Here is a 14,181-nt window from a genome sequence, read left to right on the forward strand (position 1 = left end):
GGGCCAGCCATGACGTGGAGTGCCGTGCTCCTGGTGACCGCCGTGGTCTGGGCGGTCAGCGTGATCCGTTCGGTCCGGCTGCGGGCGTTCGTCTACAGCCTGCCGCTGCCGATGACGCTGGCCCTGGTCACCACGGACCACCGGGTCGACGGCGCCCAACTGCTCGGCGTGCTCGGCCTCAACCTCTTCTTCGTCACCGTGGCGCTGACCCACCACCGGTTGCGCTGGCCGATCCTCCTGGCCGACCTGGCCGGGATCGCCGCCTACGTGGCGTTGAGCGCCGGCCTGCTGGCGGTCCCGGTGCCGTTCGGGCCGGCCCTGGCGGGCACGCTGGCGCTCTGGCTGCTCGCCATGGTGGTGCTGCGCCGCCGCGCCCGGGCGGTGGCCGCGGCGCCGCAGCGGCCGGTCGACGCCCGCCGGGACAGCCTCCCCGCCCCGGCCAAGCTGGCGGTGATCTTCGCCGGGGCAGTGCTCACCGGCCTGCTCGGCCAGCTGCTGCGCGGGATGGTGGTGACCTTCCCCTACTCCGGCGTGCTGGTCGCCGTCGAGGCCCGTCGCCAGCTGGTCGACTTCAGCCGGCACTTCGCCCGCAACAGCCTCGCACTGGTCGGGTTCCTCACCGCCTACCACCATCTCCAGGACGGGTCGCCGGTCGTCGCCCTGGCCGGGGGCTGGGCCGCCTTCGCGCTGCTGGCCACCGCCCTGCACCTGCCGCGCCGCCGCCGCGCCGAACCCGCCCCGGCCGACGCCCTCCCGGACGCGTCGGCCGGCCCCGCTCCGGCAGCGCCGACCCGGCCCGCGCCGGACCCCTCGACCCGGCCCGCGCCGGACGGTGCGGCCGGCACCCCGCACGCCCGGCCCCGGCCGCGTCCGACCGCCGCCGAGCGCCGCGCGACCACCTGAGACCGACGCCGCCGGTCAACCCGCCGCGGCGACCAGCTCCGCGATCCGGGTCAGCGGCTCGGCGTACGCGGGCCAGTCCAGGCCGTCGACGCTGACCTCGGCCCGCCGGCGTACGCCGTCCACCGCGCCCGCCCGGGTCACCATCTCGGTCAGCACGGCGTACGACCAGTCGGGGCGGAGCAGGTCGCGCAGGGCGGGCACCTCGGGGCGCAGCAGCGCCAGCGCACCCACCAGCGCCGCGGCGGCCCAGTTGGACGTGCCGCCGACGAGCAGCGCGTCGCAGCCGACCACGCAGTGGATCCGCTCGCCCCGGTCCACGACCCGAGCCACCAGCTCCGCCGGCAGTCGGCCCATGCCGAGCTCGTTGCCGCCGTCGCCGATGCCGATCCGATAGGCGGAACCGGCGGCGTAGAGCCGGTCCAGCGGGGCGGTGTGGGCGCCGATGTCCTCGCCCCGCATGTTGCGCGGGCAGCCGTCGACGCAGGGGCCGACCCGCTCGCAGGCGATCAGGTGCGACAGCGCGGCGTAGCGGGGCAGGACGGTGCCGGCCCAGTCGTCGTACCCCTGGACCGGCGCCACGTCCAGCGGCACGTCCGGTGCGGCGGCCCCGAGCGCGGCGGCGACCACCGGCGCGCAGGGCGCGTCGGTGACCAGGCGGACCTCCCCGCCCAGCGCCCGCAGCGCGGCGGCGAGCTGGACCGCCCCGATCGGACCGTCGGTCTCGGCCGCGGGCGGGTCGGCGGCGGGGATGTAGAACCCGGTGAGGACGGCGGCGTCGGGCGCCGCGACCAGCGAGCGGGCGGCGGCGAGCAGGCCACCGGCCGCCGGTACGGCCAGCCGTTCGCTGCCCCGGCCCACCTCCCGCGCGGCCGTCCGCTCCAGCTCCGCGATGGTCTGCGCCAGCCGCATGTCGGACCTCCTGCAACCCGGGGGACCGGCCCAGCGTAGGGCGAGCGGTCCAGCCGGCCGCCCTGCGGAATGAGTCGCGGATCGCTCGGCTGTCCACCGAAAGGATTGCGAAAGGGGCGGTCGGCCCCGGAAACCGCACCGAGCGGGTTGACGCGATGTCAGGCCGCCACCCCGGCTGGGCTACACAGTGACAGTTGTCCCTGTCGGCGGCTGGTGGAAGCGTGCGAGGAACGCGAATCCGCCGCCGCTGAAGGGTGCGACGATGACCTCCGACGACCTGCTGGCCCGACACCGGGCCGTGCTCCCGTCCTGGATGCCGCTCTACTACGCCGAACCGCTCGAGCTGGTGTCCGGCTCGGGTCGCCGGGTGACCGACGCGCAGGGCCGGACCTATCTGGACTTCTTCGGCGGCGTGCTGACCAACATGATCGGCTACGACATCCCGGAGATCCGGGAGGCGGTGGAGCGCCAGTTGCGCACCGGCATCGTGCACAGCTCCACGCTCTACCTGATCCGCCAGCAGGTGGAGCTGGCGGAGAAGATCGCGCAGCTCTCCGGCATCCCGGACGCCCGGGTCTTCTTCACCAACTCCGGCACCGAGGCCAACGAGGCCGCCCTGCTGGTCGCCACCAACCACCGCCGCTCCCACCAGATCCTGGCGGTGCGCAACAGCTACCACGGCCGGTCGTACGCGGCGATGGGCGTCACCGGCAACCGCGGCTGGTCGGCGAGCGCGCTCAACCCGCTCCAGGTGGCCTGGCTGCACTCCGGCGAGCGGCTGCGCGGTCTGCTGGCCCGCCTCGACGCCAGCGACCGGATCGACGCGGCGGTGGAGGACCTGCGCGAGGTGCTGGCCACCCAGACCGCCGGCGACGTGGCCTGCCTGATCGCCGAGCCGATCCAGGGCGTGGGCGGCTTCGTGGCCCCGCCGGACGGGCTCTTCGCCGCCTGGAAGAAGGTCCTCGACGAGCACGGCATCCTGCTGATCTCCGACGAGGTGCAGACCGGCTGGGGGCGTACCGGCGAGCACTTCTGGGGCTACCAGGCGCACGGCGTCACCCCGGACCTGCTCACCTTCGCCAAGGGCGTCGGCAACGGCTTCGCCCTCGCCGGCGTGGTCGGCCGGGCCGACGTGCTGGAGTCGGTGCCGGCGATCAGTTTCTCCACCTTCGGTGGCAACCCGGTCTCGACCGCCGCCGGCAACGCCGTCCTGGACTACCTGCGCGACCACGACCTGCAGGCCAACGCGGCCCGCACCGGCGCGATCCTCGCCGACGGGCTGCGCGCCGCCGTGGCCGGTCTCGACTGCGTCGCCGAGGTACGCGGCAAGGGGCTGATGCTCGGCGTCGAGTTCGTCCGGCCGGGCGGCACCGAGCCGGACCCGGCGCTGACCACCCGCGTTTTCGAGGCGTGCCGGGCCGGTGGGCTGCTCGCCGGCAAGGGCGGCCTGCACGGCAACGTGCTGCGGATGGGCCCGCCGCTGACGCTGACCGAGGACGAGGCCCGCGAGGGGCTGGCCATTCTCGTCGAGGCCATCCGTTCCTGCGCCGCGGCGGAGGTGGCGGCATGAGCGGGACGGACGACGTGACGGTCATCGGGCACTTCGTCGACGGCAAGCGGGTGTCCGGTGGCTCCCCGCGGCGCGGGGACGTCTTCAACCCGGCCACCGGCCGGCGTACCGGGGAGGTGGAGCTGGCCTCCGCCGCGGACGTCGCGGTCGCGGTGGAGGCGGCCGAGCGCGCGGCGCGGACCTGGCGGGACGCGTCGCTGGCGAAGCGCACGGCGGTGCTGTTCGCCTTCCGGGAGCTGGTGCACGCCCGCCGCGACCGGCTCGCCGAGGTGATCACCGCCGAGCACGGCAAGGTGCTCGCGGACGCCGCCGGCGAGGTGCAGCGCGGCCTGGAGGTGATCGAGTACGCCTGCGGCATCCCGTCGGCGCTGCGCGGCGGCTTCAGCGAGAACGTCTCCACCGAGGTCGACTCGTACAGCCTCCGGCAGCCGCTGGGCGTGGTGGCGGTGATCTCGCCGTTCAACTTCCCGGTGATGGTGCCGCTGTGGTTCGTGCCGGTGGCGGTGGCCTGCGGCAACGCGGTGGTGCTCAAGCCGAGCGAGAAGGACCCGAGCGCCGCGCTGCTGCTGGCCGAGTGGTTCGCCGAGGCGGGCCTGCCCGACGGCGTGCTGAACGTGGTCAACGGCGACAAGGAGGCGGTCGACGCGCTGCTGGACCATCCCTCGGTGCGGGCGGTGTCGTTCGTCGGCTCCACCCCGGTCGCCCGGTACGTGCACCAGCGCGGGTCGATGGCCGGCAAGCGGGTGCAGGCGCTCGGCGGGGCGAAGAACCACATGGTGGTGCTGCCCGACGCCGACCTGGGCCTGGCCGCGGACGCGGCGGTCAACGCCGGCTTCGGCTCGGCGGGGGAGCGGTGCATGGCGATCTCGGCGCTGGTCGCCGTCGAGCCGGTCGCCGACGCCCTGGTCGCGAAGATCGCCGAACGGATGTCCGGGCTGCGCACCGGCGACGGGCGGCGCGGCTGCGACATGGGTCCGCTGGTCACCGCCGCGCACGCCGATCGGGTCCGCTCCTACGTGGAGTCGGGCGTGGCGGCCGGCGCGGTGCCGGTGGTGGACGGCCGGGAGGTCACCCCGGACGGGGAGTCCAGCGGTTTCTGGCTCGGCCCGACCCTGTTCGACCGGGTCACCCCGGACATGTCGATCTACACCGACGAGATCTTCGGCCCGGTGCTCGGCGTCGTCCGGGTCGGCTCGTACGACGAGGCGGTCGAGCTGGTCAACGCCAACCCGTACGGCAACGGCACGGCGATCTTCACCAACGACGGCGGCGCCGCCCGCCGGTACCAGCACGAGGTGGAGGTCGGCATGGTCGGGATCAACGTGCCGATCCCGGTGCCGATGGCGTACTACTCGTTCGGCGGGTGGAAGTCGTCCCTCTTCGGCGACCTGCACGCGCACGGCGAGGACGGGGTGCGCTTCTTCACCCGGGGCAAGGTGGTCACCAGCCGCTGGCTCGACCCGCGCCACGGCGGGGTCAACCTCGGCTTCCCCACCCAGACCTGAGCAACCGCAGTACGCCCGCCCCGGCCAGGTACGCCACCAGCGCCGGGACGGGCGTGCCGAGCGGCTCCGGGGCGGCCTTCGGGGTGGTGCTGTTGACCAGCAGCCCGCCGATGACGGCGGCGTACCCGGCGACGGTCAGCGCCGCGCGGACCCGGCCGGCCCGGCCGCTCCGCCGTCCGGTGCGGTGCCGGGCGCTGCGCATTTCGATCGGGCCGAAGACGGCGACCAGCACGGCCAGCACCACGGCGAGCAGCAGCAGCCAGGGCACCCGCCAGCCCCACCAGGCGGCCGAGCCGACCCGTGGGGTGGGCAGCAGGCCGATGGCGTCGAGCAGCCCGATCAGCAGCACGGCGGCGGTCAGGTGCCAGAGGAAGACCGTCAGCACCACCAGGTTGACCGCGATCACCACCCGCCACGGTCGGGGCCGGCACAGCCAGCGCCGCGCCGAAGCGCGCAGCAGCAGGATCAGCCCGAGCTGGGCGGCGGCGAGGGCGAGCAGCGCCAGGCTCGGCGGCGAGGCGTTGTCCAGCCGCTCGCCGGGCACCTTCAGCATCGCCACCGGCCACGGCCCGACGACGGTGAGCAGGATCAACGCGGCCAGGCCGCCGACCAGCAGCGCCAGCGCCGTCGGCCGGGAGGTGGGCAGGCGTCGCCGGCGTACGCCCGGCCGGTCGGACCCCGACGGCGGGTGCGGCACGGCCGTCTCTGCCCGGTCGGGCGGCGGTGCGGTCCCGGACGGCCCGGACGGTGGCCCGGTCGCCGGGGTGCGGGCGTCGTACCAGGCGAAGCCGAGCTGGTGCACCGCCAGCCAGCCGAAGAGGTAGTTGCCGGCGGCCAGCGTCGCCGGCCCGGTCAGCCGGCCGAGGTCACCCAGCGCCACCAGGGCGACGAGCGCCAGCGGCACGGCCAGCCCGTAGCGGCGGTGCAGCGTGTACATCGGCGGGGTGAGGGCCACGACCAGCAGGTAGGCGACCAGGAACCACAGCGGGATGGTGGCGAACCAGATCACGGTGCGCAGGTGGGTGGGGTCGGTGCCGCGCAGCCGGCCCAGCGCCGCGGCGACGGTGAGCACCAGCAGCAGCGCGCTGGTGGGGCGGATCAGCCGGGCGCTGCGGTCCAGCAGCCAGCCGGCCGCGTCGCCGCCGCGGGCCCGGTGGCGGGTCAGGGACGCCGCGTTGGCGTAGCCGCCGACCAGGAAGAAGACCGGCATCACCTGGGCCAGCCAGGTCAGCGGGTACGCCCACGGCAGGTCGGCGAGCGCGGAGTGCCCGGTCGGCCGGCCGGCCGGGTCCCGGCCGATGACGGTGACGCCCCAGTGGCCGGCGACGACCATGGTGATCGCGAGCGCGCGGAGCAGGTCGACGTAGCGTTCCCGCCCTGCCGGGGTGCGCTCCGCGAGCTGGCCCAGGCGGCGCATGCGCTCAGGCTATGCCAGTGCGGTGCGGCCGGTGGTGATAACGGATCGGCCGCCGGGTCTTGAAGTCGACGCGCTCCTGCCGTAGAAATTCTTCAGCAACAACAGGCAAACTGAAGAGAATCAACGTGCCTCGACCGGCGGACGCCACCGGATGTCATCGGCGATCCGCCCCACCCGAACCGAGGAGAGCTGATGAACAGGCGTGAGATCCTGCGGCGTACCGCCGCCGCCGGCCTGCTGGCCACCCCCGCGGCGGGCCTGCTCGCCGGCTGCGCCACCGGCGGTGGCGACGACAAGGCCGACGGCGGCACCTACAAGGGCACCAAGAGCGAGCAGAACCCCCTCGGGGTCAAGGAGGACGCGCCACTCGAGGTGGTGATCTTCAACGGCGGCTTCGGCGAGGAGTACGCCAAGGCCCACGAGGCCATGTACAAGGAGAAGTACCCGAAGGCCGAGATCAAGCACTCGGCCACGCAGGAGATCAGCAAGACCCTCCAGCCGCGCTTCGTCGACGGCACCCCGCCGGACGTGGTCAACAACTCCGGCGCCGGCCAGATCGACTTCAACGGCCTGGTCTCGCAGAACGCCCTCGCCGACCTCGGTGAGCTGCTCGCCGCCCCGAGCCTCGACATCCCCGGCAAGACCGTCAAGGACACCCTGCTGCCGGGCGCGGTCGAGGTCGGCTCGTACGACGGCAAGTTCCTGGTGTTCAACTACACCTACACCGTCTACGGCATCTGGCACTCCACCAAGCTGTTCGGCGAGCGCAACTGGTCCTACGGGAAGACCTGGGACGACCACATCGCGCTCTGCAAGCAGATCAAGGCCGCCGGGATCGCCCCCTGGACGTACGCCGGCCTGCACCCGCGCTACATGAGCTGGCCGCTGATCGCCACCGCGATCAAGTTCGGCGGGCCGTCGGTCGCCACCGCGATCGACAACCTGGAGCCGAACGCGTGGAAGTCCGACGCGATGAAGGCCGCGGCCGACGCCTGGCACCAGATCGTCAAGGACAAGTACATCCTGGAGGGCTCGCCCGGCCTGGACCACAAGCAGTCGCAGACCGCCTGGTGCCAGGGCAAGGCCGCCTTCATCTCCTGCGGATCCTGGCTGGAGAGCGAGCAGAAGGACGTCACGCCGGCCGGGTTCAACATGACCGTCCAGCCGACGCCCAGCCTGGGCAGTGGCGACAAGCTGCCGTTCGAGGCGATCCGGGGCACCGCGGGCGAGCCGTTCATGGTGCCGGCGAAGGCGAAGAACGTCGCCGGTGGCCTGGAGTACTTCCGGACCATGCTGTCCAAGAAGGGCGCCCAGGACTTCACCAAAAAGGTCTCCAGCCTCACCGTGGTCGCCGGCGCCACCGACGGCGTCGAACTGCCGTACGGGCTGAGCACCGTGGTGAAGGCGCTGGACGCCTCCGGCACCAACGGGTTCAACTGGGTCTACAACAACTACTACCGCAAGCTTGAGCGCAACCTCGTCGACGCCGCGTGCGGCGAGTTCTTCAGTGGCCGGATCGGCCCGGCGGAGTTCCTCGACCAGTGCCAGAAGGGCGCCGACTCGATCGCCCAGGACAGCTCGGTCAAGAAGTACAAGCGCACCGCGTGACAACCCGGCCGGTGGGGACCTCCGAGGTCCCCACCGGCCGACCGCCGGGAGTTGGGGCCCACCGTGAAACATGGCAAGTACCCGCTGATCGTCACCTTCCTGGTGCCGCCGGTGCTGCTCTACGTCGTCTTCGTCGTATCGCCGTACCTGCAGGCGTTCCAGATCTCCACCACCGACTGGCTCGGCTACTCCGCCGACGCCAACTCCGTCGGGCTGGCCAACTTCCGCGCGCTCTGGCACGACGACTACGTCTGGAACGCGCTGAAGAACAACGCGATCCTGCTGGCCCTGGTGCCGGTGCTGACGATCGTCCTCGGGCTCTTCTTCGCCACCATGCTCAACATGGGCGGGCGCAAGGGCCGGGCCGGGGTGACCGGGGTACGCGGCAGCGCGCTCTACCGCACCGTCTACTTCTTCCCCCAGGTGCTCTCGGTGGTGATCATCGCGCTGCTCTGGAAGGAGGTCTACCACCCCAACAAGGGCCTGCTCACCAGCGCGCTGCACGCGGTGGGGCTCGGCTCGCCCACCTGGCTCGGCGACCCGCGGACCGCCTTCTGGTGCGTGCTGGCCGTGATGGTCTGGAGCAACGTCGGCTTCTACGTGGTGCTCTTCGGCGCCGCGATGTCGGCCGTGCCGAAGGAGATCTACGAGGCGGTGATGCTCGACGGGGCGTCCCGGCTGACCACCCTGCGTCGGGTCACCCTGCCGCTGCTCTGGGACACCGTCCAGGTCGCCTGGGTCTACCTGGCCATCTTCGCCCTCGACGGGTTCATCCTGGTGCAGCTGATGACCAACGGCGGCCCCAACTTCTCCACCGACGTGATCGGCGTGCGGATGTACGACACCGCGTTCGGCAGCGAGACCAAGTTCGGCTACGCCTCGGCGATCGGCGTGGTGATGTTCTTCCTGACCCTGTCGGTGGCGGTGCTGTCCCTGCGCGCCGGCCGACGTGACCGAATCGAGTACTCGTGACCACCCTGGACGAGGCCGCCCCGGTCGCCGCGACGACCGCGCGCTCGGCCGACCGCCCGGTCCGCCGCGAACTCGGCGTCGCCAACGTCTTCTCGCACGGCTTCCTGCTGGTCTGGACCGCGCTGACGGTCCTGCCGCTGCTGTGGATGTTCGTCAGCTCGTTCAAGAGCAACGGCGAGATCCTCGCCGACCCGTGGGGGCTGCCCGAGACGCTGCACTTCGACAACTGGGCCCGGGCCTGGACCGGCGCGCACATCGGCCGGTACTTCCTCAACAGCCTGGTGGTGGTGGCCGGCTCGGTCAGCCTGACCATGCTGATGGGCGCCACCGCCGCGTACGTCTTCGCCCGCTACGAGTTCCGGGGCCGGCAGTTCGTCTACTACCTGTTCGTCGGCGGCCTGATGTTCCCGGTCTTCCTCGCCCTGGTGCCGCTCTTCTTCGTGGTCCGCAACGCCGGGCTCTTCGGCACCTGGACCGGCCTGATCCTGGTGTACGCGGCGTACTCGCTGCCATTCACGGTCTTCTTCCTGACCGCGTTCTTCCGCACCCTGCCGACCTCGGTGGCGGAGGCGGCGCTGGTCGACGGCTGCGGCCACTTCCGGCTCTTCTTCCGGGTGATGCTGCCGATGGCCCGTCCGGGACTGATCAGCGTGGCGATCTTCAACTTCCTCAGCCACTGGAACCAGTTCCTGCTGCCGCAGGTGCTGATGCAGGGCGACGAGTCGAAGTGGGTGCTCGCCCAGGGGCTCTTCGCCCTCTCGGTCAGCCAGGGTTACGCCGGCGACTACGCCCGGCTCTTCGCCGGCCTCACCATCGCGGTGCTGCCCGTGCTCGCCGTCTACGTGGCCTTCCAGCGGCAGGTCCAGTCCGGTCTGACCGCCGGTCAGCTCAAGTGACGCCTGTCCGATCCCGATCATGCTGAACGGGCGACCCTCGGCGGGGGGCGCGCGGCGCGGTGGCCGCCGCCCACTCCTCACCCCCGGCTTGACCGGTAGGAAAAGTCCTACCTATGGTGGGCGCATGACCGTGACCCATGTGCAGCTGCTCTCCGTGCCCGTCAGCGACCAGGACCGGGCCCGTGACTTCTACGTCGACGTCCTCGGCTTCGACCTGGTGCGGGACAACCCGATGGGCCCCGGTGGGCGCTGGGTGCAGGTGGCCCCGAAGGGCGCCGCCACCGCGCTGACCCTGGTCACCTGGTTCCCGACCATGCCGCCCGGCTCGCTCAAGGGCCTGGTGCTGGAGACCGACGACCTCGACGGCGACGTGGCCGCCCTGCGCGACCGGGGCGTCGTCTTCGCCGAGGACGGCATCCAGGTCGCCCCGTGGGGGCGCTACGTCACCTTCGACGACCCGGACGGCAACGGCATCGTGCTCCAGTCCACCCGTGTCTGAGGCCGACGTCTTCGCGGCGCTGGCCAACCCCACCCGCCGCGAGGTGCTCCGGCTGCTGCGCGAGCGCGGCGAGCAGCCGGTGCAGCGGCTCGCCACCCACTTCGACATGCGCCGGCCCAGCCTGTCGGAGCACCTGCGGGTGCTCAAGGACGCCGGCCTGGTGACCGAACGCCCCGTCGGCCGGCAGCGGCTCTACGCGCTGCGCCCGGAGCCGCTGCGCGAGGTGGCCGACTGGCTCACCCCGTACGAGCGGTTCTGGCGGGCGAAGCTGGCCGAGCTGCGGGACGTCCTCGACGGGATGCCCGATGACTGAGCCCACCACGACGATCCGGGTCGACCAGTTCCTGCCGCACCCGCCGGCGAAGGTGTGGCGGGTGCTGACCGAGCCCGACCTGCTCGCCCGCTGGCTGATGCCGAACGACGTCGTGCCGGTCGTCGGGCACCGGTTCACCTTCCGTACCGAGCCGCGGCCGGCCCAGGGCTTCGACGGCGTGGTGCACTGCGAGGTGCTGGAGGTGGACCCGCCGCGCCGGCTGCGCTGGGCCTGGCGCGGCGGGTCGCTCGACACCGAGGTGAGCTGGACCCTCGCCCCGGAGGGGCGGGGCACCCGGCTCTTCCTGGAGCACAGCGGTTTCGATCCCGACGACCCGGTCCAGCAGCGCACGGCCACCCTGCTCGGCGGCGGCTGGCGCTCGCACGTCTGGCGCCGGCTGGAGGAGATCCTGGCCGCCGCCTGACGGGCGTCGTTCCGGCCGCGCGGGGTGGGGGACCGCCCTCGGTGGCCGGCCCGGTCGGGCGGGCCCGGCCCGCGTCGATCCGAGTGGGCGGGGTCAGTCGGTGGCGGGGACCAGCAGGGCGTGCAGGGCGACGGGATCGGTCACCTCGGGCAGCTCCCGGGCGGCGAGCCAGGCCGCTCCGGCCGCCCCGTCGCCGGCCCGGCACACCGGGGCGTCCGGCCAGTGCCGGTGCGCCTCGGCGCGGACCGCCGCCGCCAGCGGGGTGTCCCCGGTGAGCAGCCCACCGCCGAGCACGATCGGCGTGACCGCGCCGTCCGGCCGGATCCGCCCGGCGCTGTCGACCAGGTGCGCGGCGGCCCGTTCGATCAGCGCGACCGCCTCCGGCTCGCCCTCGACGGCGGCGGCCACCACCAGCGGCGCGAGCCGGGCCAGCTCGACCGGGGGCCGCCGGGTCACCGCCTGGATGAGCGCGTCGACGGTGTCCCGGGGGCGGGCCGCCACCTCGGCGGTGCCGAGCAGTTCGGTGAGCAGCCGGCGGCCCAGCGGGCCGGGCGTCCCGGCGCTGTCCAGGGTCGCCAGCAGCCGGCGGACCGCCTCGCGGCCCAGCCAGAAGCCGGAGCCGGCGTCGCCCAGCAGCCAGCCGTGACCGTCGGCGACCCGGTCCAGTCGCAGGTCGCGTACCTGGGCGGCGATCGCGCCGGTGCCGGCGATCAGCACGGTGCCGTCCGGGGCGGCGGTGCCCGAGGCGTACGCGACGAGGGCGTCGCCGTGCACCGCGTACGGGCAGTGCAGGCCGGCCTCGGCCCAGGCCCGGTCGAAGGCGGCCCGCCCCGCCGGGTCGGCCAGCAGGCGGGCGGCGCCGGCGAGGCCGATCGTGCCGGCGCGTACCCGGGTCGGGTCGACCCCGGCGAGCGCGCCGCGCAGCGCGGTCAGCAGTTCGGCTGCGGCGCGGTCGGCGCCGTGGCTGGTCGGGTTGCCGCCGCCGCCCCGGCCGGTGCCCAGGCGTTCGCCGGCCAGGGTCAGCGCGGTCGCGCGGGTGGACGTACCTCCGACGTCGAGACCGACCACGACGGTGTCGGACATGCTCACGGGCCTCCCGGTGCGGCGGTACGGGTGGGTTCATGCTGGTCCGACCCGGGCCCGCAAGGCAAGATCGGCGGTCGACGCGGCCGGTGTGCGCCAGGTAACAGTTTGAAAACTTCGCCCACGCTCTTGACACGGAGGGGCCTTCAGTAAGAACTTTTACCACTAACAGTTAACACTCCTTTCCGAAAGGCGCTCCGATGGTGGATCATGAGGTGGACACTTCCGCGGGGACCGCGGTGGTCGACGCCGACACGGTCGACCGGTGGGGCGCCGACGGGGTGCTGGCCAGAGTCCGGGCCGGCGCCGGAGAGCTGACGGGGGCGTTGCGCCGGGTCGCCGAGCACGTGCTCAGCGACCCGGAGGCGGCCGCCCGGGCCACCATCGTCGAGCTGGCCGAGCGCAGCGGCACCTCGCCGGCCACCATCACCCGGTTCTGCCGCGCCATGGGCTTCGACGGCTACGCCGACCTGCGGCTCGGCATCGCCTCCGAGACCGGGCGGGCCCGGTCGGCCGGGTGGACCGTCGACATCGGACGCGAGATCCAGCCCAGCGACCCCCTGGAACGGGTGCTCGACCAGATCATGGCCGCCGACACCCGCGCCATGCACGACACCGCCACGCTGCTCGACCTCGCCGAGGTGGAACGGGCCGCGGTGGCCATCGCCGGCGCGTCCCGGGTGAACATCTTCGGCGCCAGCGGCAGCGCCCTGGTCGGCGAGGAGATGCAGTTCAGCCTGCACCGCATCGGCGTGGCCGCCTGGGCCTGGAGCGACGTGCACGAGGGGCTGGCCAGCGCGGCGCTGCTCGGCGTCGGCGACGTCGCGCTCGGCATCTCGCACACCGGGCAGACCCGGGAGACCATCGAGATGCTCGCCGAGGCCGGCAGTCGGGGCGCGACCACCGTGGCGCTGACCGGCTTCCCGCGCTCGCCGCTGGCCGAGCTGGCCGACATCGTGCTGGTCACCGCCAGCCAGGCCACCACCTTCCGCCCGGACGCGCTCTCCGCCCGGCACCCGCAGCTCGTCGTGCTCGACCTGCTCTACATCGCCGTGGCGCAGCGCACCCACGACCGCGCCCACGCGGCCTTCCGGCGTACCGCCCAGGCCGTCGACGGGCACAAGGCCGCCAAGAGGCTGTCGGGAAACCCCGGGGCGAGCGAGGCGGAGTCCAGCCGGCGATCCGGCAAGGCGGAGATGGGTCCGGATACCGGTGTTGTATCCGGACCGATCTCCAACGCGGCCGGTCGTCGGCTGGTCCCGCCGCAGCCGACGCGGAGTTTCCCGACAGCCTCTGAGGGGGCCGCCTCATGATCAGTGCACAGGGGTACGCCGAGGCCGTCCGCCCGGTGCTCGACCGGGTGGTCGACTCGCAGACCGAGGCGATCGGACAGGCCGCCGACCTGATCGTGGCCAGCCTGCGGGCCGGCGGGGTGCTCCAGGCCTTCGGCGCCGGGCACTCCGAGGCGTTCGCCGCCGAACTCGTCGCCCGGGCCGGCGGGCTGGTCCCCACCAACCGGCTCTCCCTGCACGACCTGGTGCTGCACGGCGACGCGCCCCGCGACCTGCTCGCCGACCCGAAGCTGGAGCGCGACCCCGCCGTCGCCCACCAGCTGTACGCCCTCGCCGACCCGCACCCGGCCGATGTCTTCGTGGTCGCCTCCCAGTCCGGCATCAACGGCTCGGTCGTCGAGCTGGCGCTGCTGGTCAAGTCGGGCGGCCACCCCCTGATCGCGGTCACCTCGGTCGCCCACACCGCACGGGTGGCCCCGCGCCACCCGTCCGGCCACCGGCTCGCCGATCTCGCCGACGTCGTGCTGGACAACGGCGCGCCGTACGGCGACGCACTGCTGCCGCTCGAGGGCGGCGGCGCGGTCTGTGCGGTCTCCTCGGTCACCACCGCGCTGCTGGCGCAGCTGCTGACCGCGGAGGTCGTACGACGGTTCCACCAGGCCGGAGAGGTACCCCCTATCTACCTCTCCGCCAACGTCCCCGGTGGGGACGAGCACAACCTCGCCCTCGAGTCGCGGTACGCCGGGCGTCTCCGGCGAACCGCCTGACCCGACACACAAGGAGAGACGAC

13 protein-coding genes and 1 pseudogene are annotated in these 14,181 nt (G+C 73.3%); 11 read left to right on the top strand and 3 right to left on the bottom strand.

Going from position 1 to position 14,181, the window contains the following annotated elements; genetic code table 11:
- Nucleotides 1-9: 9 nt before the first annotated feature.
- Nucleotides 10-903 (top strand): hypothetical protein, encoded by an 894-nt coding sequence (locus FHX75_RS00350; RefSeq protein WP_154936101.1) that lies wholly within the window; start codon nt 10-12, stop codon nt 901-903.
- Between the two features lie 15 nt (nt 904-918).
- On the opposite strand, the gene FHX75_RS00355 is transcribed toward FHX75_RS00350, so the two are convergent.
- Entirely contained in the window at nt 919-1,812 is an 894-nt protein-coding gene (locus FHX75_RS00355) for a glutamate cyclase domain-containing protein (RefSeq protein ID WP_154936102.1), read from the bottom strand.
- A gap of 262 nt (nt 1,813-2,074) precedes the next feature.
- Between FHX75_RS00355 and FHX75_RS00360 the strand changes: the two genes are divergently transcribed.
- Nucleotides 2,075-3,382 (top strand): aspartate aminotransferase family protein, encoded by a 1,308-nt coding sequence (locus FHX75_RS00360; protein ID WP_154936103.1) that lies wholly within the window; start codon nt 2,075-2,077, stop codon nt 3,380-3,382.
- Between the two features lie 14 nt (nt 3,383-3,396).
- Nucleotides 3,397-4,887: a CoA-acylating methylmalonate-semialdehyde dehydrogenase gene (locus FHX75_RS00365; protein WP_154938631.1), complete on the top strand. Its 1,491-nt coding sequence runs from the start codon at nt 3,397-3,399 to the stop codon at nt 4,885-4,887.
- Here the strand turns inward: FHX75_RS00365 and FHX75_RS00370 are convergent.
- Nucleotides 4,859-6,304, bottom strand: a complete 1,446-nt coding sequence (locus FHX75_RS00370; protein WP_154936104.1) for an acyltransferase family protein — start codon at nt 6,302-6,304, stop codon at nt 4,859-4,861. The two genes, FHX75_RS00365 and FHX75_RS00370, sit on opposite strands and share 29 nt — an antisense overlap.
- Nucleotides 6,305-6,496: 192 nt before the next feature.
- On the opposite strand from FHX75_RS00370, the gene ngcE reads away from it, so the two are divergent.
- The 6 genes from ngcE to FHX75_RS00400 all read left to right on the top strand — a co-directional run bounded on the left by ngcE (nt 6,497) and on the right by FHX75_RS00400 (nt 11,016).
- Nucleotides 6,497-7,912, top strand: coding sequence for an N-acetylglucosamine/diacetylchitobiose ABC transporter substrate-binding protein (gene ngcE, locus FHX75_RS00375; RefSeq protein ID WP_154936105.1), 1,416 nt, complete (start codon nt 6,497-6,499; stop codon nt 7,910-7,912).
- Between the two features lie 63 nt (nt 7,913-7,975).
- Nucleotides 7,976-8,884 (top strand): carbohydrate ABC transporter permease, encoded by a 909-nt coding sequence (locus FHX75_RS00380; RefSeq protein ID WP_154936106.1) that lies wholly within the window; start codon nt 7,976-7,978, stop codon nt 8,882-8,884.
- Nucleotides 8,881-9,780, top strand: a complete 900-nt coding sequence (locus tag FHX75_RS00385; RefSeq protein ID WP_154936107.1) for a carbohydrate ABC transporter permease — start codon at nt 8,881-8,883, stop codon at nt 9,778-9,780. Before FHX75_RS00380 ends, FHX75_RS00385 begins: the two co-directional genes overlap by 4 nt.
- A gap of 124 nt (nt 9,781-9,904) precedes the next feature.
- Nucleotides 9,905-10,279: a VOC family protein gene (locus FHX75_RS00390; RefSeq protein WP_154936108.1), complete on the top strand. Its 375-nt coding sequence runs from the start codon at nt 9,905-9,907 to the stop codon at nt 10,277-10,279.
- A complete protein-coding gene (locus tag FHX75_RS00395) occupies nt 10,272-10,592 on the top strand; it encodes an ArsR/SmtB family transcription factor (protein ID WP_154936109.1) in 321 nt (106 codons plus the stop codon). Before FHX75_RS00390 ends, FHX75_RS00395 begins: the two co-directional genes overlap by 8 nt.
- Nucleotides 10,585-11,016, top strand: coding sequence for an SRPBCC family protein (locus tag FHX75_RS00400; protein ID WP_154936110.1), 432 nt, complete (start codon nt 10,585-10,587; stop codon nt 11,014-11,016). The genes FHX75_RS00395 and FHX75_RS00400 overlap by 8 nt, the downstream gene beginning before the upstream one ends.
- 93 nt (nt 11,017-11,109) lie before the next feature.
- Here FHX75_RS00400 and FHX75_RS00405 read toward each other — a convergent pair whose 3' ends face one another.
- The gene (locus FHX75_RS00405) at nt 11,110-12,099 is read right to left on the bottom strand and encodes an N-acetylglucosamine kinase (RefSeq protein ID WP_154936111.1); all 990 of its coding nucleotides are present in this window, start codon (nt 12,097-12,099) and stop codon (nt 11,110-11,112) included.
- Between the two features lie 200 nt (nt 12,100-12,299).
- Between FHX75_RS00405 and FHX75_RS00410 the strand changes: the two are divergent.
- Together FHX75_RS00410 and FHX75_RS00415 are read left to right on the top strand one after the other, a co-directional pair.
- Nucleotides 12,300-13,232, top strand: a pseudogene (locus tag FHX75_RS00410) (MurR/RpiR family transcriptional regulator); the annotation flags it as partial.
- 176 nt (nt 13,233-13,408) lie between these two features.
- Nucleotides 13,409-14,158, top strand: a complete 750-nt coding sequence (locus FHX75_RS00415; protein WP_154936112.1) for a sugar isomerase domain-containing protein — start codon at nt 13,409-13,411, stop codon at nt 14,156-14,158.
- Nucleotides 14,159-14,181: the final 23 nt, after the last annotated feature.

Origin of the sequence: Micromonospora palomenae, assembly GCF_007829925.1 — a bacterium.
Classification (GTDB): Bacteria; Actinomycetota; Actinomycetes; order Mycobacteriales; family Micromonosporaceae; genus Micromonospora; species Micromonospora purpureochromogenes.